The sequence below is a fragment of the Streptomyces sp. NPDC031426 genome (assembly GCF_055581585.1).
The window spans coordinates 37,207-58,642 of record NZ_JBVIJE010000024.1 but is presented as its reverse complement, the minus strand read 5'-3'; the positions used below and the strand labels follow the sequence as shown (position 1 = coordinate 58,642).

Here is a 21,436-nt window from a genome sequence, read left to right as displayed (position 1 = left end):
TCATCCGCCCGTGGGCGGCCCGAGTCGGCCGCACCGGCGCCATGCCAGGAGCCATCCGGCCTGCATCGCCGCGTCCAGGAGACAGGTCGGACGGAGCCGGCCGATGGGCACGTACACCAGGTCGACGGCCAGGAGGGTCCCGGCCGCCCCGAGGCCCGTACGGCGGGCCCGGCGCCCCGCACCGGCCGGGGTGAACAGCATGCTCCAGCCTGCCGTGGCCAGCAGCCCGGCCGTCGTGCGCTGGAGCCATTCCTCGGACTTGGGTCCGAAGACGCACTCGAAGCTGCGCAGGTGCAGCAGCGGCCAGTCGCCCCCGACCAGGTTGAACAGCCCCTGGGCCCGCGCCACGAGCACCGGGTTCATCCCCGTCTCCTCACTGTCGGCCGCACCGGGCGCGAGACCCCGAAGCGGACCTTGTGGACGCCGTCGGAGAAGTGCGCCAGCGGCGCCTGTGCGGGCGGCGGCAGCCCGGCCGCCCGGGTGAGGGTCTCTTGGATGTCTTCCAGGTGCGCCGCGCGCAGCGGCCAGGGCTCGTGCTCGACGGGCGTCTGCCAGAGCACGCCGCAGCCCCGTGTGAAGGCCCGCCACCGCGACATCAGCCACACATCCCGCGGGCTCGGCCGGACCGGCTCGCCCGGACGGACCACCACGCGGTACGACGGCCCGCCACGCCCCCGCGCCCCGGCGTAGGTCACTACATCACCGCCCCGCGACAGCGTCAGGTGCCGGGGGTGGTACGGCGCACCGATCGCACGGGCGGCCAGCATGACCCGGGAACTCACCTCGAGGGTCAGGAACCACAGGCCGTCCCTGCCGCGCCGTTCGCGTACATATGTGCGCAGGTTGGTCTCCGCGAAGGAGGGCAGAGCAGCAGGTACACCCGGCGGGCGCACACGGGCCATCACGAACGGCGTGAGGCTCACCCACGCCCACTGATCACGGGTGCCCACCGTCAGCCCGTCCGGCAGCAGACGCTGTACCTGCTCGGGAGAGTAGGGCCAGTGGACGAACGTCTGGGTGAGCCAGCCGGCGCGCAGTGCCGGGAGATACACACGATGCTCTGGTCCATAGGACACCACACGCACCGACTCCCCAGGAGGTCCGCATCAAAACTCGACACGACCCGATGCGGACATGGGGTGTTCTGGGCCAGCAGGGCCCCCTGCGCTTCCGCACTGAGCCGTTCTCGCCCGGCACCTGGGGGGATGGCCAAGCCGTCACCTGCGCCCGGATCCCGCGAGTTGCGGCGGGGCCCTGTGGTGTGCCAGGTGGCGCCGATATTGATCATCCCTCGAAGCGGCGGGTGGCTTGGAGACGGTGGCCGTGCGCGTGCCCGACCACCCCGTCGCCCTCGCGCTGCTGTCCGCCTTCGGCGGCGGTGTCACGGCCCCCTCCCCCAACCGCTTCGGCCAGGTCAGCCCCACCACCGCGGACGACGTCCGTGCCGAGCTCGGCGAGGCGGTCGACTTCGTGCTGGACGGCGGCCCCTGCGAGGTCGGCGTCGCGTCCACCATCGTCGACGCCACGGGCGAGACCCCGAGCATCCTCCGGCCCGGCGGAGTGACACTCGAGGCCCTCGAAGCGGTGCTCGGGCACCCGCTCGCGGTCCCCTCGACGAGCCGTGTCCCGGTGCCGGGCCGGCATCCGTCGCACTACGCGCCGCGCGCGCGAGTCGTCCTCGTCGAGCCGGAGAAGGTGATCGCCGAAGCGGAGCTCGCGCAGGAGCTCGGGCACCAGGTGGGTGTCTTCCTTCCCCCAGCCTTCGCCGATGCTGCGGTGAAGGCGCACGCCGTGGTGGTTCTCCCGGGTTCGACGGCCGCCTACGCGCGCAGCCTGTACGGGTTCCTGCGCGACCTCGACCAGCAGGGGTGCGACCTCATCGTCGCGTCCTTGCCGACGGAGGAGGGCCTGGGACTGGCGATCGCCAACCTGGCTCCGCCGCGCCGCAGGGCCCCGGCCCTCCTCGGTCACCGGCCCCCAGCAGCACTGAACCCCAGGGTGGCCGGCCGCGGGTTTCACCGTGTGGGGGCAGCAGCCCTGCTCAGGCCGTGGGAGGCGACCAGTAGCGCGCTGCCGTCGGCCAAGCGGTAGGACAGACCCACCACGGCAAGTCGGCCGGCGGCCACTCGCTCGGCCAGCACGCGGGAGCGTTCCATCAGCAGATCGACGGTGAGCCTTATGTGCTCGGCCAGGATCTCCTCGGGCTGCTCGCGTCCGGCGGCACGGGCCGCCAGCACACTCGGGGTCACCCGCTCGACGACGTCACGGACGAAGCCGGCGGGCACCTGGCCGCCGTCGGCGGCGGCGCGGGCAGCCGCGATGGCCCCGCACGAGTCATGGCCCAGCACCACGACCAGCGGGCAGTCCAGCACACTCACGCCGTACTCGATACTTCCCAACGCCTCCGCACCGACGACATGCCCGGCGTTACGGACCACGAAAAGATCCCCGAGCCCCTGGTCGAAGATGATCTCGGCGGCCAGCCGCGAATCGGAGCAGCCGAACAGCACCGCGAAGGGATTCTGGGCCGGAGCGGTCTCGGCGCGGCGTGCGGCGTCCTGGTTGGGATGCTCGGGCGAGCCGGCCACGAACCGGTGGTTGCCTGCCAGCAGCATCTCGAAGGCATCGTCGGGAGTCGGCGTCAGGGTCTCAGTCATGGCGGAAGGCTACGGCCGACCCCGCCAAATCGCGCGGCCGGGTCCACGGATGGCGGCCTGCACACCCTCCGCAGCCGGCACTCCCAGACGCAGGGCGGTGTCGCTCTTGGTGGCCGGCTGCGGTGCGCCGCGCAGCCGCTCCGCCCACAACCGCCCGCACCGCCTGGCCCTCAAGCCTCTTCCCGTGACGCTGTCACTCGCCCACCGGCGAGGTCCCGCAGGGCAGGGGTGCACGCCATAGGAGGGGAGCTGCCGGGGCGGCCGGTGGCCTCCCACGCGGGGCCGAGACCACCGGGCCAGGAGTCCACACAGCCAGACGGTGCGCACCGGATGGGGGTACGCAGCCGCCAGCCCCGCTTGCCCATGAGGAGCTCGGGGGGCGCGGGGGCTGGGACTTTCGTAGATTGAAGAGGGAGCAACTCGCTGGGGCACACGTGTGACGGCACCGGAGATCGACTACATGGCGGTGTTCGCCGTCCTTCCGAGCCCGTGCCTGATGCTGGGCACGGACCTGGTGATCGCCGCTGCCAACCCGGCCTTCTGCGAGGGGACCGGACGTAGCCCGACTGAGCTGGTCGGGCAGTACCTCTTCGACGTCTTCCCGGACAACCCCGCCGACCCTGAGGCCGACGGGATGGAGACGCTGAAAGCCTCACTGCACAGGGTGCTGTCCTCGGGCCGGACGGATCACATGGCGCTGCAGAGGTACGACATTCCGGTCGCCGGCAACCCCGAGGTGTTCAAGGAGAGGTGGTGGACCGCGATCAACGTGCCCCTCCTCGGCCCCGACGGCAGGGTCGCCTGGATCCTCCACCGGTCCGAGAACATGACCGACGTCGTCCGCGCCCGCCGCACGACACACCTGCCGTCGGTCCGCCCTGGCCGGGAAGCGGCCATGGAAGCCGAGCTGTACGCCCGGGCCCGGCAGCTGCAACAGCTCAATGAGGAACTGCAACAGGCGCACGCCCGTGAACGGCGCATCGCCGTCGCTCTGCAAGAAACCATGCTCCACACTCCGGACCTTGGCCGGCACCCGGACATCGCCGTGCGCTACCTGCCCGCCGTCGGAGCGCTGAATGTGTGCGGTGACTGGTACGACACGGTCGACCTGCCCGCGGACCGCTTCGCCGTCGCGGTCGGCGACGTGGTGGGCCACGGGCTGATGGCCGCCACCGTCATGGGCAGGCTGCGCAGCGCGCTGAGCGCCGCCACCCGCACCGTGCACGGCCCCGCCCAAGCACTGGAGGTCCTGGGCCTGTACGCCCGCTCGGTCGAGGGAGCACTGGCCGCCACCGCCGTCCAGGTCCTCGTCGACTGCCACAGCCACCTGCTCATCTACAGCAGCGCCGGCCACCCCCCGCCCGTCCTGCTGCACCCCGACGGCACCTGCGAACTCCTCGACCAGGCCACCGACCCCCCGCTGGGCGCCCGCCCCGAACACGTCCCCCGCCCCCAGGCCAACAAGACCTACGCCCCCGGCGACACCCTCATCCTCTACACCGACGGCCTGATCGAACGCCGCGGTGAGGACATCGACGCCGGCCTGACCCGCCTGACCGACATGCTCGCCACCTGCACCGAGTTCGGGGCGGAACACCTCGCCGACGCCCTCCTCGCCCGCCTCGACCTCGCCAGCGGCGCCACCGACGACATTGCCATGGTCGTCGTCCGCCTGGACGCAATGACCCGACCGCCCTGACCGGGACGGTGCTGGAGATTGTGAAGGCCGTCTGCCCGCGGCCGGTCGGCAGATGATGTGATCAAGCGTCAAGTCAGCCTGGGCAGCCGGGGGCCGACCGCGTCTTCGGGGAGTACAGCCGGCCCAGCCGCATTCCTTGCCGCCTCTCCGTCATGCACACGAATCGGAATCAGCAACTCACGGTCAGTCGCAGGCCTATTGGCGATCACGACCAGCCTGGTGGCCAGTGCGGCGAAGCGGGGGTATCTGCGCCACCCGGCGCCCCAGCCTGTCTGTCAGGCACGCACAGCCCTGGATCCGGCGGACCGACTCACAGCACCTGGCGGCCGGCAAGGTCTCCGCCGGGATCATCGGCGAGGACGACAGCCCCCGTGATCCGCTTGCCCACCGGTTCACGGTGGACGGCGAAGCTCCGGCACACCGCCATCACGATCTCCAAACCGTGCTGACCGATCCGGTCAGGGTCCGCTGCCAGCACCGACGGCCGCATCGTGCTGCTGTCCCAGACACTGACCTCGACGGTTCCCTCCTCGATCTCCAGCGTCAGCAGGCAGGGGCCAGGGGCGTACTTGCGGGCATTGGTCACCAGCTCGCTGACCACCAGCTGGACCATGCCCATCGCCCGGCCGGAAACCGGCAGCCCATGAACGGCCTGCAGGTTCACGAGGAACGACCGGGCCAGGTCACGGGCCTCGGCGATCTCCTCACTGCCCTCGAACGCCGCAGCCACCGATACCGGCCTGTCGACCAGCGACTCTCTGCCGTCGCCTTCCGCCGCCTCGTCCATCCAGCCGCCTCACACTGACCCCGCCGCCTTACAGCGCATACCCCCTCAACCCCGCCACAGGCACGGCCACTGAGCGGATGGTCTCGACGGCATCTCTTCAGGGCCCGGGCGAGAGGGCTGGGCAGGCGTTGTGAATGATCTACGCCACGAAGCCGCCGATTGCGCATCAAACGACGACAGCCCTGCGCCGCCCCGCTGCGCACGTCGGCAACACAGCAGGCCGAAGGTTCGCCGTTGCCAACGATTCCGCGGACCCTGGACCCGGCCTAGTCGCCCCGGCCGGGCCCCGGTGCCAGTTCCTCCCCGCTGCGCTGCTGCGGGATCACCACCGCGCCCTGCTGCAGCGCCACCGTCCGGGTGGGGGCCGGGATGCTGATGCCCTCCGCGCGGTAGCGGCGATGCAGGCGCTTGATGAACTCGTGCTTGATGCGGTACTGGTCGCTGAACTCGCCCACGCCGAGGATCACCGTGAAGCCGATGCGGGAGTCGCCGAAGGTGTGGAACCGGACCGCGGGCTCGTGTTCCGGTACGGCGCCCTCGACCTCGCGCATGGTCTCCGCGACGACCTCCGCCGTCACGCGCTCCACGTGCTCCAGGTCGGCGTCGTAGCCCACCCCGACCTGCACCAGCACCGTCAACCGCTGCTCGGGATGCGTGTAGTTGGTCATGTTGGCCTTGGCGAGCTGGCCGTTGGGGATGACCACCAGATTGTTGGAGAGCTGGCGGACCGTCGTCTGACGCCAGTTGATGTCGACGACGTACCCCTCCTCGCCGCTGCCTAGCCGGATGTAGTCGCCCGGCTGGACCGTCTTGGAGGCCAGGATGTGGATGCCCGCGAAGAGGTTGGCGAGGGTGTCCTGCAGGGCGAGGGCGACCGCCAGACCGCCGACGCCCAGGGCGGTCAGCAGGGGCGCGATGGAGATGCCGAGGGTCTGCAGGACCACCAGGAAGCCGATGGCGAGGACCAGGACCCGGGTGATGTTGACGAAGATGGTCGCCGAGCCCGCCACGCCCGAGCGGGACTGGGTGACCGTGCGGACCAGACCCGCGATCACCCGGGCCGCGGACAGGGTCACCACGAAGATCAGCCACACCTCCAGGGCCTGGTTGGTGTGGTGCTGCACGGTCCGGGTCAGCGGCAGCACGGCCGCGGCCGCCGCCCCACCGCTCGCGATCGCCGCCCACGGCACGACCGACCGCAGGGCGTCCACGATGACGTCGTCGCCGCTCCAGCGGGTCCGCTTGGCGTGTTTGGCGAGCCAGCGCAGCAGGGTGCGGGACATGAAGGCGAGCAACAGGCCCGCCGCGAGGGAGATGCCGGCGAGGACGAGGTCGTCCAGGGTCAGCGCGCGGTTCACCGGACACCTCCGGGGCACGCCCGTGCTGCGGAGTTGCGAAGTCTCGTCACGTAGTCACCTGCTCGATGTGCGGGATGTGCGATCGCGCCGGCCGGGGAACCCCGTCGACCGGCGCGATCGCTCATCCTGCCGTATCCGCAACACCAGTTCGTACCTGGACCGGCACTCTCCGCGCGGGTGGCTCAGACGATGCCCTCCGCGAGTTCGGCCTGGTCGCGGTCGCTGCCGTACGCGGCGGCGGTGGGCGTGCCGTACGAACGGCGGGCGATGTACCACCAGACGGTCGCGAGGACCAGGACGACGGCGAGCGCCACCGACGCGTAGTTCATCGTGTCGACGGTGACCGGCGAGGCCTGCGGCAGGCAGAACAGCACGGTCACACAGGCCACCCAGATCACCGCGATCCAGCCGATCGGCCGGCTCCAGCGGCCCAGATGCCACGGCCCCGGCCGGAAACGGTCGCCCGCGCGCAGCCGCAGCAGCACCGGGATGGCGTAGGCGGGGGTGATGCCGATGACATTGATGGCGGTCACCGCGTTGTACGCCGTCGTCGAGTACAGGGACGGCAGGGCGAGGACACCCGCCACGACGACGGACAGCCACACGGCGGCGACCGGCGTCTGGGTGCGGCCGCTCACCTTGCGCCACAACTGCGAACCGGGCAGCGCGCCGTCGCGGCTGAACGCGAACACCATCCGGCTGGCCGCGGCGACCTCGGCGTTGCCGCAGAACAGCTGGGCGACGATCACCACCAGGAGCAGCGCGCTCGCGCCACCCGTGCCCAGGCCGTCGAGCAGGATCTGCGCGGGCGGCACACCCGTGGCGGTGTTGCGCGTGGCGTCGTAGTTCTGGATGGCGAAGGTCAGACCCGCGAGCAGCACGAAGCCCGCGATCCAGGACGCCCAGATGGACCGTACGATGCCGCGCGCGGCGGACACCGAGGCCTGCGAGGTCTCCTCCGACAGGTGCGCGGAGGCGTCGTAGCCGGAGAAGGTGTACTGCGCGAGCAGCAGGCCGATCGCCGCCACGTAGATCGGATTGTGCCAGCCGGTCTCGTTGACGAACTTCGTGAACACGAAGGACGCCGACTGGTGGTGGCCGGGGACGATCGCGAGCGCGCCCACGATGAGCGCGACGCCCGCCAGATGCCACCACACGCTCACCGAGTTCAGCAGGCTGACCAGACGGACACCGAACAGGTTCAGCACCGCGTGCAGCAGCAGGATGGCGCAGAAGATCAGCATCGTCCTGCCGGGTGTCGGCGTGAAGCCCCACTGCAGGTTGGCGAACGCGCCGGTGAACAGCGCGGCGCCGTAGTCGATGCCGGCGATCGCACCGAGCAGACCGAGCAGATTCAGCCAGCCGGTGTACCAGCCCCAGCGCCGGCCGCCGAGCCGGTCGGCCATGTAGTACAGCGCGCCGGACGTCGGATAGGCGCTGGTGACCTCGGCGAGCGCGAGACCGACGCACAGCACGAACAGACCGACGCCCGCCCAGCCCCACAGCATCACGGCGGGGCCGCCGGTGTTCAGGCCGAAGCCGTACAGGGTCATGCAGCCGGACAGGATCGAGATCACCGAGAAGCTGATCGCGAAGTTGCCGAAGCCGCCCATGCGGCGGGCCAGCACGGGCCGGTAGCCGAGTTCACGCAGCCGCTGCTCCTCGTCCTGCTGGGGCAGGCCGGGGGAGGGTGCGGGATCGGGGGTGGGGGACATGCGGGGGACCTCCGGGTCAAGAAGGGCGGGGACAGGGGCCGTTCACGTGCGTGAGCCGTCCGCGGCCGCCCGGCAACGGTCCCGGGCCTGGACGAAGACCTCCACGGCACGGTCGCGGTCGGGTGTGCGGTACATCCAGGGCGGCGGCGTGAAGTATGGGCCGATGGCGTCGAACACCCTTGCCGCGTCGGGGAATTGCAGCGAACCCCACAGGGCGTGGGCGAGGTGGTTGAGGTCGGGCAGCGAGCGATCGGCGCGAGGGGTGTGCTCGAACCAGGAGTGCAGGGCGCGCCGCGCCTCGCGGGCCGCGTCCTCCGCCACCCAGTGCAGGTCGAGCGCCGCGTCGTGCCCGCTGTCGCGCCGGTAGCGCTCGACGCGGACGTACAGCGGCAGCAGATGCAGCGCCGAGCCGGGCGGGGCCTGCGCGGCGGCCCACTGGGCGTAGCCGGTGGCCTCCGCGATCCGGCCCGAGCCGCCGCGCGCGTACAGGAACTGGAGCATCCGATGGTGGGCCTCGCGGTTGTACGGGTCGCGTTCGTGGGCCTCGGCCAGCAGCCCCCAGGGGCCCGGCGGCAGCATCGGCTCGGGCGCGGGCGCCCGGTGCTCCTCCCAGCGCTGCTCCGGATCCAGCTGGGCCAGCGCCAGCAGGCACACCCAGGGCACCGGGTCCCGCGGGGCGATCCCGGTGGCGGACTGGGCGGCGTCCCAGGCCTCGATCCACAACTCGTGGGTGCGGCGGTGCCTCTCGCGCCGGGCGCGCAGGGCCCGTTCCACCCCGACCCGCGCCTGCATCACCGCGGCGTGGACGCTGTCCGGCTCCTCCGTGAGCCAGGCGCGCACCACGTCGGTGCCGGCGGCGGCCGCCGCGAGGACCTGGGTGCGCTGGGTCCACTGCCGGCCGGGCGGGGTGTCCGTGAGCAGCGTGCGCATGGCCATCCAGCGGCCGGTGCGCAGGTCCTGGAGGGCGGCGCGCAGGGCGTGGTCGGGGCCGGCGGGGTCGTAGGAGGGACGGGGTCCTTCTCTGGCCATCAGCCGTCTGCCCCGGGCCACTGGCACGCGGGCGAGCTGGCGGGGTGGCGTGGCAACAGCCCTCCTGTGGGCGGTGATCGAGGGGTGAGGCGCTGGTCGGCGGTCACTATAGAGGCGCGCGTTCCGCCTTGCCATTGTTGCCAACTCAACCACTTGTTCAGGGCAGTTGGAGACCCGAGGGTGCTTGACGCCGCCTCGCCGCAGCGGCAGGCTGGCGCGGTGATCTTCGGTGCGGAGTGGGGTAAGGCGCGATGACCGGCCCGGTGCTCGCCGTCGACCAGGGCACGTCCGGCACCAAGGCCCTGGTGGTCTGTCCGGAACGCGGCGTCGTGGGTTCCGCCTTCGCCGAGGTCCGCCCCCGGTATCTGCCCGGCGGGCTGGTCGAGGTGGACCCGGCCGAGCTGTACGACTCCGTGGTCGACGCCGGCCGGCGGGCGCTCGCCGAGGCCGGCGAGGACGTCGTGGCGCTGGGCCTGGCCAACCAGGGCGAGACCGTCCTCGCCTGGGACCCGGCCGACGGCCGCCCGCTCACCGACGCCCTGGTGTGGCAGGACCGGCGCGCCGAGCCCGTGTGCACCGAACTCGCCGAGCACGCCGAGGAGTTGCGGCAGCTGACGGGGCTGCCGCTCGACCCGTACTTCGCCGCGCCCAAGATGGCCTGGATCCGCCGCCACCTCACTCGCGAGGGCGTCGTCACCACCTCCGACGCCTGGCTGGTCCACCGCCTCACCGGTGCCTTCGCCACCGACGCCGCCACCGCCGGCCGTACCCAGCTCCTCGACCTGGACCGCGCGCAGTGGTCACCGAGGGCGCTGGAGATGTACGGCCTGGCGGGCGAGCGCCTGCCCGAGGTGACCGACACCGCCGGGCCGGTCGGCACCACCACGGCGTTCGGCCGCGAGATCCCGCTCACGGGGCTGATCGTCGACCAGCAGGCCGCCCTGCTCGCCCAACGCGTCACCGCACCCGGCTCCGCCAAGTGCACCTACGGCACCGGCGCCTTCCTGCTCGCGCACACCGGCGACCGGCCCCGGCGCGGCACCTCCGGACTGGTCAGCTGCGTCGCCTGGCGGCTCGCCGGAACCACCGCCTACTGCCTGGACGGCCAGGTCTACACCGCGGCCTCCGCCGTCCGCTGGCTCCGCGACCTCGGGGTCATCTCCTGCGCCGCCGACCTCGACCCCGTCGGCGGCGCCGTCCCCGACAGCGGCGGCGTCACCTTCGTCCCCGCTCTCGCCGGACTCGCCGCCCCCTGGTGGCGCGGCGATCTGCGCGGCTCGCTCACCGGCCTCGGCCTCGACACCGGACCCGGCCACCTGGTGCGCGCCCTGTGCGAGGGCATCGCCGCCCAGGTCGCCGAACTCGCCGACGCGGCCGCCGCCGACCTCGGTGCCCCGCTGCACAGGCTCCGCGTCGACGGCGGCCTGACCCGCTCGGCCCTGCTCATGCAGACCCAGGCCGACCTGCTGCAACGCCCGGTCGAAGTCTCGCCGCTGCCCGACGCGACCGCACTCGGTGCGGCCGCCCTCGCCCGGCTCGGCGCGGACCGTACCCTGGGCGTCGAACAGGCCCTGCCCGACTGGAAGCCCGCCGCCGTGTACGAACCCCGCATCACCGCCGACCAGGCCGCCGAACGCCGCGCCGGCTTCCGGGCCGCCGTCGCGGCCCTGCTCGGCTCATGACCGTCACCACGGAAGGCCCGCTGCCCGCACGCACGTACGACGTCGCGATCGTCGGCGCCGGGGTCGTCGGCTGCGCCATCGCCCGAGAGCTCGCCCGCCACCCGAGCCTGGGCGTCGCCCTGGTGGAGGCCCAGGACGACGTCGGGCAGGGCACCTCCAAGGCCAACACGGCGATCCTGCACACCGGTTTCGACGCGGCCCCCGGAACCCTGGAGGCCCGGCTGGTCCGCGAGGGCTACCACCGGCTCGGCGCCTACGCGGCCGAGGCCGGCATCCCCGTCGAACGCGTCGGCGCCCTGCTGGTCGCCTGGGACGAGGAGCAGCTCGCCGCCCTGCCCCGGCTGGCCGCCAAGGCCGAGCGCAACGGCTACCACGACACGCGCCGGCTCGGCCCCGAGGAGCTGTACGCCCGCGAGCCCCACCTCGGCCCCGGAGCGCTCGGCGCCCTGCACGTGCCCGGCGAGAGCATCATCTGCCCCTGGACGACGACCCTGGCGTACGCCACCCAGGCGGTCCGCGCCGGAGTGGATCTGCATCTGAAGACCGCCGTGCACGACCTGAGCCGGGACGCGGGGCATCTGCTGACCACCTCCCGCGGCACCCTGCGCGCCCGCTATCTGGTGAACGCCGCCGGACTGCACGCCGACACCCTCGACCGGCTGCTCGGTCGCGAGGACTTCACCGTCACCCCGCGCCGCGGCCAGCTCCTGGTGTACGACAAGTTCGCCCGCCCGCTCGTCCGGCACATCCTGCTGCCCGTGCCGACCGCGCTCGGCAAGGGCGTCCTGGTCGCGCCGACCGTCTACGGCAACGTGCTGCTCGGCCCCACCGCCGAGGACCTGGACGACAAGCGGGCCACCGGCTCCACCGCCGACGGCCTGGACGGGCTGCGGGCCAAGGGCCGGCGGATCCTGCCCGCCCTCCTGGACGAGGAGGTCACCGCCGTCTACGCCGGACTGCGCGCGGCCACCGGGCAGGAGGACTATCGCATCGCCGCCCACCCCGAGCAGACGTACGTCACCGTCGGCGGCATCCGCTCCACCGGACTGACCGCGTCCCTGGCCATCGCCGCCCATGTCACCGGCCTGCTGGCCGACACCGGACTCGACCTCGGCCCGGTGCGCGAACCGGAGCCGGTGACCATGCCCAACCTCGGCGAGGCCTACCCGCGCCCCTATCAGCGCCCCGAACTCATCGCCGTCGACCCCGAGTACGGCACCCTCGTCTGCCACTGCGAGCGAGTCTCCCGCGGCGAGATCCGGGACGCCCTCGCGAGCACGATCCCGCCCCACACCCTGGAGGGCCTGCGCCGCCGTACCCGCGCCCGCGCGGGCCGGTGCCAGGGGTTCTACTGCGGGGCGGCGGTGCGGGGGCTGTTCGAACGGGGCTGTCCCGAGGGCGAGTCGGGGGCAGAGAAGCCGGCCGGCGGGGAACCGGTGCGGCGCCGGAAGCCGTTCGGGAGGGGGCGGCCATGACGGACGTACGCCGTGTCGACGTTCTCGTCGTCGGTGCCGGCCCCGCCGGACTCACGGCCGCCGCACGGCTGGCCGCCTCCGGGGCTGGGCGCGTGGCGGTCCTGGAGCGGGAGGCCGAGCCGGGCGGGGTACCACGGCACTGCGCACACGGCGGCTTCGGCACGCGGACGCGTCCGCTGACCGGGCCCGGATACGTCCGGCGGCTGACAGAGGCCGCCGTGCGGGCGGGCGCGGTGATCCGGACCGGGGTGACGGTCCTGGACTGGGTGGCGGCCGGGCCGTCGGCGAACGTGGAGGCCACGGACGCGGGGGCGGCAGGCGCCTGCGGCGCGGGGCTGGGCGCTGCGGACTCCACGGTCGCCGGGGGATCCGAACCGGGGCCGGGCGCTCGGGACCGCGGCGCGGCCGGGATGCTCGAGGCCCCCGGCGGCCCCGCCGGAGGTGCGGTGGTCAGCACCGTCGGATTCCGTGCCGCCGCGGTGTTCACGGCCGTCGGTCCCGGTGGGCCCGAGATCATCGAGGCGCGGGCCGTCGTGTTGGCCACCGGCGCCCGGGAACGCCCGCGTACCGCCCGGCTGGTGCCCGGCACCCGACCTGCCGGTGTCTACACCACCGGCGAACTCCAGCAGGCGGTCCACCTGTTCGGGCAGTGCATCGGCACCCGCGCGGTCGTCGTCGGCGCCGAGGAGGTCTCGTACGCCGCGGCCGCCACCGTGCGCGCGGCCGGGGCCGAGGTCGTCGCGCTGGTCACGGAACACCCGCGGGCCCAGACCGGCCGGGCCCGCGCCGGCTCGGCCCGGCTGTACGACCGCGTTCCACTGCTGACGCACACCACGGTCACCGAACTCCTCGGCCACGGCCGCCTGTCCGGGGTCCGTGTACGCCATCGCGACGGCCGTACCACCGCACTGGCCTGCGACACCGTCGTGTTCACCGGAGACTTCGTCCCCGACCACGAACTCGCCCGCCGCGGCGCCCTGGCCCTGGACCCCGGCACCCGAGGCCCCGCCGTCGACGGCGCGCTGCACACCTCGCGCCCCGGCGTCTTCGCCGCCGGGAACGTCCTGCACGCCGTCGAACGCGCCGGCACGGCGGCCGACGAGGGCGCCCGGGTGGCCGGTGCCGTCCTGGCCTTCCTCGCGGGCGCCCCCTGGCCGGAACGGGGAGTCCCGCTCGCCGTCGAGGCTCCGCTGCGCTGGATCGCCCCGAACCGCATCACCCCCGCCGCCCCGCCCGCCCGTTACCTCCTGCGCACCAGCGCCCAGCTGACCCGCCCGGTCCTTCAGGTCCACCAGGACGGCCGCCTCCTGCACGGGGAGCGGCCGGGCCTTTGGACCGCGCTGCCGAACCGCACTCTGACCCTCACCGCACGCTGGACGGAGCGAGTCGACCCGAAGGGCGGCGAGACAGTGGTGAGCGTGGGCTGAGCGGGCCGACCGCCCGTGCCCTGCGCGGCCCCTCAAAGATCCGTGAACGACCCGTGCCGCCCGGACCCGGCGGCGAACCGGGCGGCGCCCTCCGCGCTCTGCGCCAGCACGCCCAGTCCGTACCGGAGTTCGCCGCGCAATGCCGTCTCCTCGTCCAGCCCCTCCTGGTCGAGGACCGACGCGCGGTCGCTGCGCAGGCAGGACTGCGGGAAGCGGGCGATCGCCGCGGCCAGTGCCTCGGCCTCGGCGCGGGCGCGTCCCGTCGGTACCACGCGGCTCACGAGCCCCATCCCGTAGGCCTCGCGGGCCGGTACCGGGCGGCCGGTGAGGATCATGTCCATGGCCCGGCCGGTGCCGATCAGCCGGGGCAGCCGTACCGTGCCGCCGTCGATCAGCGGCACGCCCCAGCGGCGGCAGAACACCCCGAACACGGCGTCCTCCTCCGCGACCCGCAGATCGCACCAGAGGGCGAGTTCGAGGCCGCCCGCGACCGCGTGCCCGGCCACCGCCGCGATCACCGGCTTCGACAGCCGCATCCGGGTCGGCCCCATCGGGCCGTCGCCGTCCTCGGCCACCCGGTTGCCGCGCTCGGTGCCGATCGCCTTCAGGTCCGCCCCCGCGCAGAACGTGCCGCCCTCACCCCACAGCACCGCGACCCGGGCACCGTCGTCCGCCTCGAACTCCCGGAAGGCGTCGGCGAGTTCCGCGGCGGTGGGACCGTCCACCGCGTTACGGCCCTCGGGCCGGGAGAGGACGACCGTGGTGACGTACTCCGTGCGCTCCACGCGGACCGGCATGGGAAGCCCTCCTTGTTCTGGTCGGAAGGCCACTCTGCCTCAGATGACCTTGAACCGGACCAGCGCCCCCAGGGTCAGCGCCCCCGGCAGCAGCGGCACCCACACGGTGATGATGCGGTAGGCCAGCACCACCGCCGTGGCCACCGCCGCCGGTCCGCCCACCGCGACCAGGGCCACGATCAGGGCCGCCTCGACCGAACCCAGGCCGCCCGGTGTCGGTACCAGCGCCACCGCGACGGTCGCCGCGAGGTAGGCGAGCGCCATGTGCGCCACCGGCACCGGCAGCCGGAGCGCCTGGCCGACCGCGGCGAGACCGGCCGCCTGCAGCGCGGGGAAGGCCAGCGAGCCGCCCCACAGGGCCAGGGCGCGGGCCGGCCGGGTGTGCACCGACCGTGCCTCGCCGAGGGCGTCGCGGAGGAAGCCGTACACGCGGGTGCGCAGCGGTCGTACGAGGGGCACGACGGCCGCCGCGACCACCAGCAGTCCGGCCGCGCCCAGCAGCAGCGGCACGGCCGAGCCGTCCGGCAGCAGGGGGCCGAGCCGCAGCGCGTCCGGGAAGGCCAGCAGCAGCACGGACAGCAGACCGAGCCGGCCCACGGACTCGGCCAGCAGATACAGCGCGAGCGCGGCCGAGGAGCGGGCCAGTGGCACCCCGCACACGGTCATGAAGCGCAGGTTCACCGCGCCCGCGCCCAGCCCGGTGGGCAGCAGATGGTTGGCCGACGCCGCCGCGAACTGGGTGGCCAGCAGCCGCCCCTTCGGCAGCGGCTGCACCACCGCGCCCTGCCGGGTGAACGCGGCGGCCACCCAGGTCAGACAGGTGGCCCCGGCCGCCGCGAGCAGCCATGGCCAGGAGGCGGTGCGCAGCTGGCCGAAGCCCTCGGCGAGCAGGGAGCGGTTGCGTACGGAGACCACGGCGACGAGTGCGAGCGGCACCAGGCACACCGCCTGGCGGACGGGGACGCGACGGGGGAGTCGTCCCCCCGGGGGTGGGGGAAGCGGGACGGCAGTCACAACAGCAGAGGTTCTCCGCGCCGCCCCAACAGCGGGTGAAAAGGCAGGAACATTGACCTCAACGAAGCTTGAGGTTCTACGTTCGTTCCCATGAGCATGGAGACCACCGCATGGATGCAGCTGCACAGTGTCATGAGCGCACAGGCCGAGCGCCGTCCGTTCGCCCGCGCCACACTGCGCCGTATCGCCACCTTCGCCCGCCCGCACCGCGCGGGCATCGTCCGGTTCGTACTGCTCGGGGTGGCCACGGCCCTGCTCGCCGTGGCCACCCCGGTGCTCGCCGGCCGCGTCGTCGACGCGATCGTGGCGGGGCACGACTCCGCCACGGTGATCCGGCTCTCCCTGCTCATCGCGCTCGTCGCCTTGGCGGAGGCGGGGCTCGGTGTCCTCGGACGGCGCCTGTCGGCGACGCTCGGGGAGGGACTCATCCTCGACCTGAGGACGGCTGTGTTCGATCATGTGCAGCGCATGCCCGTCGCGTTCTTCACACGGACTCGTACGGGAGCGCTGGTCAGCCGTCTCAACAACGATGTGATCGGCGCCCAGCGGGCCTTCGCCAACACCCTGTCGGGCGTGGTCAGCAACCTGGTCACCCTGCTGCTCACCCTCGCGGTGATGCTCACCCTGTCCTGGCAGATCACCCTGCTCGCACTGGCGCTGCTGCCGGTGTTCGTGCTGCCGGCCCGCCGCATGGGCACCCGGATGGCACGCATGCAGCGCGAGGCGGCGGCGCTGAACGCGGCCATGGGCACCCGGATGACCGAGCGCTTCTCCGCACCGGGTGCCACCCTGGTCAAGCTGTTCGGCCGCCCCGAGGAGGAGTCGGCGGAGTTCGCGGCCCGCGCCACCCGGGTCCGTGACATCGGCGTCCGCACGGCCACGGCCCAGTCGGTCTTCATCACCTCCCTCACTTTGGTCTCTGCCCTCGCTCTGGCCCTCGTTTACGGCCTCGGCGGCTGGTTCGCGCTGCACGGCACCCTGCAGGCGGGCGCGGTCGTCTCCCTCGCGCTGCTGCTGACCCGCCTGTACGCCCCGCTTACCGCCCTCGCCGGGGCCCGGGTCGAGGTGATGAGCGCGCTCGTCAGCTTCGAGCGGGTCTTCGAGGTGCTGGACCTGAAGCCGCTGATCGAGGAGAAGCCGGACGCCCGCGAGGTCCCCGAGGGCCCGGTCGCCGTCGAGTTCGACGACGTCCGCTTCTCGTATCCCTCGGCCGACCAGGTCTCCCTCGCCTCCCTGGAGGAGGTCGCCGCCCTCGACACCCGCGGCGGCTCCGAGGTCCTGCACGGCGTCTCCTTCCGCGCCGAACCCGGCCAGACCGTCGCCCTCGTCGGCTCCTCCGGCGCCGGCAAGTCCACCATCGCCCAGCTGCTGCCGCGCCTGTACGACGTCGACGCGGGCGCGGTCCGCATCGGCGGGGTCGACGTCCGCGACCTGACCGCCGTCTCGCTGCGCGGCACTCTCGGCATGGTCACGCAGGACGGGCACCTCTTCCACGACACGGTCCGCGCCAACCTGTGGCTGGCCCGCCCGGGGGCGACGGACGACGAACTCTGGGACGCCCTCGGCCGCGCCCGCCTGGCCGACGTCGTACGGTCCCTGCCCGACGGCCTCGACACGGTGGTCGGTGAGCGGGGCTACCGCCTCTCCGGCGGCGAACGTCAGCGCATGACCATCGCCCGCCTCCTGCTGGCCCGCCAGCGCGTGGTCATCCTGGACGAGGCCACCGCCCACCTGGACAACACCTCCGAGGCGGCCGTCCAGGAAGCCCTCACCGAGGCCCTGGAGGGCCGCACCGCCGTGGTCATCGCCCACCGCCTGTCCACGGTCCGCGCCGCCGACCAGATCCTGGTCGTGGAGTCCGGCCGGATCGTGGAACGCGGCACGCACGAGGAGCTACTGGCGGTCGGGGGCCGGTACGCGGAGCTGTACAGAACCCAGTTCGCGGCACGGGAGGACGCCCTGACCGCACCGCCGGAGGCGACGGAAGCGCTGGACGAGGCGGTTGAGTTGGCGTAGGGGGCTGTGGTGCGGGGGTGCGGGGGTGCGGGGGTGCGGGGGTGCGGGGGTGCGGGGGTGAGGGGGTGAGGGGGGCGGTTTGCGGAGGTTCCGCGGTGTTCGGCGCCCGACGTCCCGGCGCGCGTGGCGAGTTGCTGCCGTACCACTTGACTGCACTGGTCCGGACCTTTAGCTTCACGCCTTAAACAAAGCCTGCGCACGCCCCAACGTCCTCTCTGTTCACCGGCGTTGGCGCGCACCCCCCACGTGAAAGGCCCGCTCCCTCCCATGGCCAGACCTCTTCCCGCAGCAGTCTCCCTCGGTGTCCTCGCGCTGTCCGCCGGACTGCTCACCGCTTCCCCCGCCCAGGCCGCCACCGGTGCCATCACCGGGCTCGCCGGCAAGTGTCTCGACGTCGCCGGGGCCAACTCGGCCGACGGCACGCCCGTCCAGCTCTACGACTGCAACGGCACCAACGCCCAGCAGTGGACGGTCGGCACCGACGGCACCATCCGTGCCCTCGGCAAGTGCCTCGACGTGACCGGCAATTCGACCGCCGACGGCGCCAAGGTGCAGCTGTGGAGCTGTACCGGCGGCGCGAACCAGAAGTGGACCGTCACCGCCGCCCACGACATCGTCAACCCGCAGGCGAACAAGTGCCTCGACGTCACCGACGACAACTCCGCCAACGGCACCCGGACACAGATCTGGAGCTGCAGCGGCGGCGCCAACCAGAAGTGGAACGCGCCCGCGAGCGGGGGCGACGGCACCCCGTCCGCGCCCATGGCCGTCGCACCGTACCTCTACAACGGCTGGGGCAGCCCGCCCAACCCGGCCACCATCATCCAGGCCACCGGCGTGAAGTGGTTCACCCTCGCCTTCGTGCTCAGCAACGGCTACTGCAATCCGCAGTGGGACGGCAGCCGTCCGCTGACCGGCGGGGTCGACCAGCAGACGATCAACACCGTGCGGGCAGGCGGCGGTGACGTGATCCCCTCCTTCGGCGGCTACAGCGGCAACAAGCTGGAGAGCTCCTGCTCCAGCGCGAGCGAACTGGCGGCGGCCTACCAGAAGGTCATCAACGCCTACGGCCTGAAGGCGATCGACATCGACATCGAGGCCGACGCCTACAGCAGCGCGACCGTGCAGCAGCGGACCGTGGACGCGCTGAAGACCGTGAAGGCGAACAACCCGGGGCTGAAGGTGTACATCACCCAGGGAACCGGGCAGAGCGGGCCCGACACCAGCCTCATCGACCGGGCCGCGTCCTCCGGGCTGACCGTGGACGCCTGGGCCATCATGCCGTTCGACTTCGGCGGCGCCGGACAGAACATGGGCAACCTCACCACGCAGGCCGCCGAGGGCCTGAAGAACGCGCTGAAGAACGCCTATCACTACAGCGACGACCAGGCCTACCGGGACATGGGCATCTCGTCCATGAACGGCATCACCGACAACAACGAGACCGTCACGGTGAACGACTTCCGGACCATCCTGGCCTACGCCCAGGCGCACCACCTCGCCCGGCTCACCTTCTGGTCCGCCAACCGCGACCGGCCGTGCACCGGCGGCCCCGCCGACAGCTGCTCCGGCGTGAGCCAGTCCGACTGGGACTACACCCGCGTCTTCGCCGCCTACACCGGCTGATCCCGCCACCCCCCACCAGGAGAATCCGTGTTCGCTCGCCCACGCCGCAGACCGACGGCCGTCGCCCCCGGGAACCAATCGGCCTCGGCCTCGGCCTCGGCCTCGGGCTCGCCACCTTCGTCCCGGACAACGGCATCACCGCGATGAGCGTCGCCGACGTCGACGGCGTCAAGATCGAGGACCTGTTCTTCGACGCCGGCACCACCGGCTCGAAGACCCTGGCCGAGGTCACCAGCCTCCTCGTGAACAGCAAGAACGTCATCGGCGACCACATGTGGATCCGGTGCGCCGACCACGGCAGCGGCGTCGATGTACGGCCTGTTCGTGGAGCACTTCCAGAGGCCTCCCGGACGTGTGAGGCGCCGTCGCGTGGATACGCGGACTGGACGGACACCAGGGCCCGTCCGGAAGGCCAACCCTGCCATGACCAGCGAAAACCAGCTCTCTCCCGAGTCGGAGATCACCCTCCGGGTCAACGGGAAGCCCCACACACTGCACGTCGACCACCGGCGTGTCCTGCTGGACCTGCTCCGTGAAGACCTCGGTCTCACCGGGGCGAAGAAGGGCTGCGACCACGGCCAGTGCGGTGCCTGCACCGTGCTGGCCGACGGCCGTCGCGTCAACAGCTGCCTGCTGCTCGCGGTCGCCCTCGACGGCAGCGAGATCACCACCGTCGAGGGCCTCGGCGGGGACGGCGAGGAGCCGCACCCGCTGCAGCGGGCCTTCCTCGACCGCGACGCCTTCCAGTGCGGCTACTGCACCCCGGGGCAGATCTGCTCCGCCGTCGGCATGCTCGCCGAGGCCGCCGCCGGCCACCCCTCCCACGTCACCGACCCCGCGGCCCCCTCCGGCCGGCCCGTCCCGCTGGACCGGCCCGAGATCCGCGAGCGCCTGAGCGGCAACCTGTGCCGCTGCGGCGCCTACCCACGCATCGTCGAGGCAGTGGAGGACGTGATCCGGTGAACGGCTTCGGATACCTCAGGCCCGGCAGCGTCGAGGAGGCCGTCGAGGCGTACGCCACCCACCCCGGCGCCCGCTATCTGGCCGGCGGCACCAACCTGGTCGACCTGATGAAACTCGGCGTGGAGCGGCCCGCCGTCCTCATCGACGTCGGCCGGCTGCCGCTGGCCGGCATCGAGGAGTTGCCCGACGGCTCCCTGCGCGTCGGCGCCACCGTCCGCAACAGCGACCTGGCCGCCGATCCGCGCGTCCGCGACCGCTACCCGGTGCTTTCCCAGGCGCTTCTCTCGGGCGCCTCCGGGCAGTTGCGCAACGCCGCCACCACCGGCGGCAATCTGCTCCAGCGCACCCGCTGCCCCTATTTCCAGGACCTGGACAAACCCTGCAACAAGCGTGTGCCCGGCAGCGGCTGCGGCGCCCGGCAGGGCGTGCACCGCGACCATGCCGTCCTCGGGCACTCGGAGCACTGCATCGCCACCAACCCGTCCGACATGGCCGTCGCCCTCGCCGTGCTGGACGCACAGGTCGAGCTGTACGGCACCGAGGGCATCCGGCGGCTTCCGGCAGCGGAGTTCCACCGGCTGCCGGGGGAGCATCCCGAGCGGGACACCTGGATCGGCCCGGGCGAGCTGATCATCGGGGTACTGCTGCCGTCGGCCACCGCCGGCCTGCCGTCCGCGTACCGCAAGGCCCGCGACCGTGCCTCGTACGCCTTCGCCCTCGCCTCCGTGGCCGTCGTGCTGCGGGTCGCGGACGGTGTCGTCGACCACGCGGCGATCGCCTTCGGCGGGCTCGCCCACCGGCCCTGGCGGGCCCGGCACACCGAGCTGGCACTGCTGGGCGGCCCGGCGACCCCCGCCGCCTTCGAGGGAGCCGTGGCGCTGGAGCTCGCGCACGCCGAGCCGCTGCGGGACAACGCCTACAAGGTGCCCCTCGCCCGCAATCTCGCCCTGGATGTCCTGAACCGGCTCGCCCCAGCACCGGCGGTCGCCTGAGCCGGCGCAACAGGAGCGAGCAGACCAGGAGGAACCCATGACCGGCAACTCCCCGGCCACCCCCACCGAACACCGGGCCGCCCGGAACCCGACCCCTGACGGGGCTTTCCCCGAGCACCGGCCGGGTGGGGGTCCGGCCCCCGGCGCCCCCACCGGGGCCCTCGGCGAGCGCCGGCCGGGTGGGGAGCTGGGCCCTGGC

17 protein-coding genes and 2 pseudogenes are annotated in these 21,436 nt (G+C 72.9%); 10 read left to right on the top strand and 9 right to left on the bottom strand.

Annotated elements, in window-relative coordinates; translation table 11 throughout:
- Positions 1 to 363, bottom strand: a complete 363-nt coding sequence (locus tag ACZ5NH_RS34600) for a hypothetical protein (protein WP_468780965.1) — start codon at positions 361 to 363, stop codon at positions 1 to 3.
- Complete coding sequence (locus ACZ5NH_RS34595; RefSeq protein WP_468780963.1) at positions 360 to 1,052, bottom strand: YqjF family protein; 693 nt, start codon at positions 1,050 to 1,052, stop codon at positions 360 to 362. The genes ACZ5NH_RS34600 and ACZ5NH_RS34595 overlap by 4 nt, the downstream gene beginning before the upstream one ends.
- Before the next feature lie 238 nt (positions 1,053 to 1,290).
- Between ACZ5NH_RS34595 and ACZ5NH_RS34590 the strand changes: the two are divergent.
- Positions 1,291 to 1,990, top strand: a pseudogene (locus ACZ5NH_RS34590) (L-threonylcarbamoyladenylate synthase); the annotation flags it as partial.
- Between the two features lie 25 nt (positions 1,991 to 2,015).
- Here ACZ5NH_RS34590 and ACZ5NH_RS34585 read toward each other — a convergent pair.
- Entirely contained in the window at positions 2,016 to 2,657 is a 642-nt protein-coding gene (locus ACZ5NH_RS34585) for a carbonic anhydrase (protein WP_468780961.1), read from the bottom strand.
- Between the two features lie 460 nt (positions 2,658 to 3,117).
- Between ACZ5NH_RS34585 and ACZ5NH_RS34580 the strand changes: the two genes are divergently transcribed.
- Positions 3,118 to 4,356: a SpoIIE family protein phosphatase gene (locus ACZ5NH_RS34580; protein WP_468781041.1), complete on the top strand. Its 1,239-nt coding sequence runs from the start codon at positions 3,118 to 3,120 to the stop codon at positions 4,354 to 4,356.
- Between the two features lie 310 nt (positions 4,357 to 4,666).
- Here ACZ5NH_RS34580 and ACZ5NH_RS34575 read toward each other — a convergent pair whose 3' ends face one another.
- From ACZ5NH_RS34575 to ACZ5NH_RS34560, 4 genes are all read right to left on the bottom strand, one after another.
- Positions 4,667 to 5,143 (bottom strand): ATP-binding protein, encoded by a 477-nt coding sequence (locus ACZ5NH_RS34575; protein ID WP_468780959.1) that lies wholly within the window; start codon positions 5,141 to 5,143, stop codon positions 4,667 to 4,669.
- A gap of 266 nt (positions 5,144 to 5,409) precedes the next feature.
- Positions 5,410 to 6,501, bottom strand: coding sequence for a mechanosensitive ion channel family protein (locus tag ACZ5NH_RS34570; protein ID WP_451557524.1), 1,092 nt, complete (start codon positions 6,499 to 6,501; stop codon positions 5,410 to 5,412).
- A gap of 182 nt (positions 6,502 to 6,683) precedes the next feature.
- On the bottom strand, positions 6,684 to 8,216 hold the full coding sequence (locus ACZ5NH_RS34565; RefSeq protein ID WP_468780957.1) for an amino acid permease: 1,533 nt from the start codon (positions 8,214 to 8,216) through the stop codon (positions 6,684 to 6,686).
- A gap of 42 nt (positions 8,217 to 8,258) precedes the next feature.
- Positions 8,259 to 9,245, bottom strand: coding sequence for a hypothetical protein (locus ACZ5NH_RS34560; RefSeq protein ID WP_468780955.1), 987 nt, complete (start codon positions 9,243 to 9,245; stop codon positions 8,259 to 8,261).
- 251 nt (positions 9,246 to 9,496) lie between these two features.
- Here ACZ5NH_RS34560 and ACZ5NH_RS34555 point away from each other — a divergent pair, with 251 nt between their 5' ends.
- From ACZ5NH_RS34555 to ACZ5NH_RS34545, 3 genes are read left to right on the top strand one after another with little or no spacing between them, the layout of a single operon-like run.
- Positions 9,497 to 10,927, top strand: a complete 1,431-nt coding sequence (locus ACZ5NH_RS34555) for an FGGY family carbohydrate kinase (RefSeq protein WP_468780953.1) — start codon at positions 9,497 to 9,499, stop codon at positions 10,925 to 10,927.
- The gene (locus ACZ5NH_RS34550) at positions 10,924 to 12,402 is read left to right on the top strand and encodes an FAD-dependent oxidoreductase (protein ID WP_468780951.1); all 1,479 of its coding nucleotides are present in this window, start codon (positions 10,924 to 10,926) and stop codon (positions 12,400 to 12,402) included. The genes ACZ5NH_RS34555 and ACZ5NH_RS34550 overlap by 4 nt, the downstream gene beginning before the upstream one ends.
- Positions 12,399 to 13,829 (top strand): NAD(P)/FAD-dependent oxidoreductase, encoded by a 1,431-nt coding sequence (locus ACZ5NH_RS34545; RefSeq protein ID WP_468780949.1) that lies wholly within the window; start codon positions 12,399 to 12,401, stop codon positions 13,827 to 13,829. Before ACZ5NH_RS34550 ends, ACZ5NH_RS34545 begins: the two co-directional genes overlap by 4 nt.
- Positions 13,830 to 13,861: 32 nt before the next feature.
- On the opposite strand, the gene ACZ5NH_RS34540 is transcribed toward ACZ5NH_RS34545, so the two are convergent.
- Positions 13,862 to 14,626, bottom strand: coding sequence for a crotonase/enoyl-CoA hydratase family protein (locus ACZ5NH_RS34540; RefSeq protein WP_468780947.1), 765 nt, complete (start codon positions 14,624 to 14,626; stop codon positions 13,862 to 13,864).
- Positions 14,627 to 14,665: 39 nt separating this feature from the next.
- Positions 14,666 to 15,640, bottom strand: a complete 975-nt coding sequence (locus ACZ5NH_RS34535) for a lysylphosphatidylglycerol synthase transmembrane domain-containing protein (protein WP_468780945.1) — start codon at positions 15,638 to 15,640, stop codon at positions 14,666 to 14,668.
- Between the two features lie 90 nt (positions 15,641 to 15,730).
- Here ACZ5NH_RS34535 and ACZ5NH_RS34530 point away from each other — a divergent pair, with 90 nt between their 5' ends.
- From ACZ5NH_RS34530 to ACZ5NH_RS34510, 5 genes and pseudogenes are all read left to right on the top strand, one after another.
- Positions 15,731 to 17,656: an ABC transporter ATP-binding protein gene (locus ACZ5NH_RS34530; RefSeq protein WP_468780943.1), complete on the top strand. Its 1,926-nt coding sequence runs from the start codon at positions 15,731 to 15,733 to the stop codon at positions 17,654 to 17,656.
- Between the two features lie 267 nt (positions 17,657 to 17,923).
- Entirely contained in the window at positions 17,924 to 19,282 is a 1,359-nt protein-coding gene (locus ACZ5NH_RS34525) for a lectin (RefSeq protein ID WP_468780941.1), read from the top strand.
- A gap of 95 nt (positions 19,283 to 19,377) precedes the next feature.
- Positions 19,378 to 19,624, top strand: a pseudogene (locus ACZ5NH_RS34520) (coagulation factor 5/8 type domain-containing protein); the annotation flags it as partial.
- 81 nt (positions 19,625 to 19,705) lie between these two features.
- The gene (locus ACZ5NH_RS34515) at positions 19,706 to 20,245 is read left to right on the top strand and encodes a (2Fe-2S)-binding protein (RefSeq protein ID WP_388627186.1); all 540 of its coding nucleotides are present in this window, start codon (positions 19,706 to 19,708) and stop codon (positions 20,243 to 20,245) included.
- Complete coding sequence (locus ACZ5NH_RS34510) at positions 20,242 to 21,237, top strand: FAD binding domain-containing protein (RefSeq protein WP_468780940.1); 996 nt, start codon at positions 20,242 to 20,244, stop codon at positions 21,235 to 21,237. The genes ACZ5NH_RS34515 and ACZ5NH_RS34510 overlap by 4 nt, the downstream gene beginning before the upstream one ends.
- Positions 21,238 to 21,436 lie beyond the last annotated feature (199 nt).

Coding starts and splice junctions, on each gene's coding strand:
- ACZ5NH_RS34530 (WP_468780943.1), top strand. CDS start 15,731: ATGAGCATGGAGACCACCGCATGGATGCAGCTGCACAGTGTCATGAGC.
- ACZ5NH_RS34540 (WP_468780947.1), bottom strand. CDS start 14,626: ATGCCGGTCCGCGTGGAGCGCACGGAGTACGTCACCACGGTCGTCCTC.
- ACZ5NH_RS34580 (WP_468781041.1), top strand. CDS start 3,118: ATGGCGGTGTTCGCCGTCCTTCCGAGCCCGTGCCTGATGCTGGGCACG.
- ACZ5NH_RS34585 (WP_468780961.1), bottom strand. CDS start 2,657: ATGACTGAGACCCTGACGCCGACTCCCGACGATGCCTTCGAGATGCTG.
- ACZ5NH_RS34575 (WP_468780959.1), bottom strand. CDS start 5,143: ATGGACGAGGCGGCGGAAGGCGACGGCAGAGAGTCGCTGGTCGACAGG.
- ACZ5NH_RS34525 (WP_468780941.1), top strand. CDS start 17,924: ATGGCCAGACCTCTTCCCGCAGCAGTCTCCCTCGGTGTCCTCGCGCTG.
- ACZ5NH_RS34515 (WP_388627186.1), top strand. CDS start 19,706: ATGACCAGCGAAAACCAGCTCTCTCCCGAGTCGGAGATCACCCTCCGG.
- ACZ5NH_RS34560 (WP_468780955.1), bottom strand. CDS start 9,245: ATGGCCAGAGAAGGACCCCGTCCCTCCTACGACCCCGCCGGCCCCGAC.
- ACZ5NH_RS34555 (WP_468780953.1), top strand. CDS start 9,497: ATGACCGGCCCGGTGCTCGCCGTCGACCAGGGCACGTCCGGCACCAAG.
- ACZ5NH_RS34550 (WP_468780951.1), top strand. CDS start 10,924: ATGACCGTCACCACGGAAGGCCCGCTGCCCGCACGCACGTACGACGTC.
- ACZ5NH_RS34600 (WP_468780965.1), bottom strand. CDS start 363: ATGAACCCGGTGCTCGTGGCGCGGGCCCAGGGGCTGTTCAACCTGGTC.
- ACZ5NH_RS34565 (WP_468780957.1), bottom strand. CDS start 8,216: ATGTCCCCCACCCCCGATCCCGCACCCTCCCCCGGCCTGCCCCAGCAG.
- ACZ5NH_RS34545 (WP_468780949.1), top strand. CDS start 12,399: ATGACGGACGTACGCCGTGTCGACGTTCTCGTCGTCGGTGCCGGCCCC.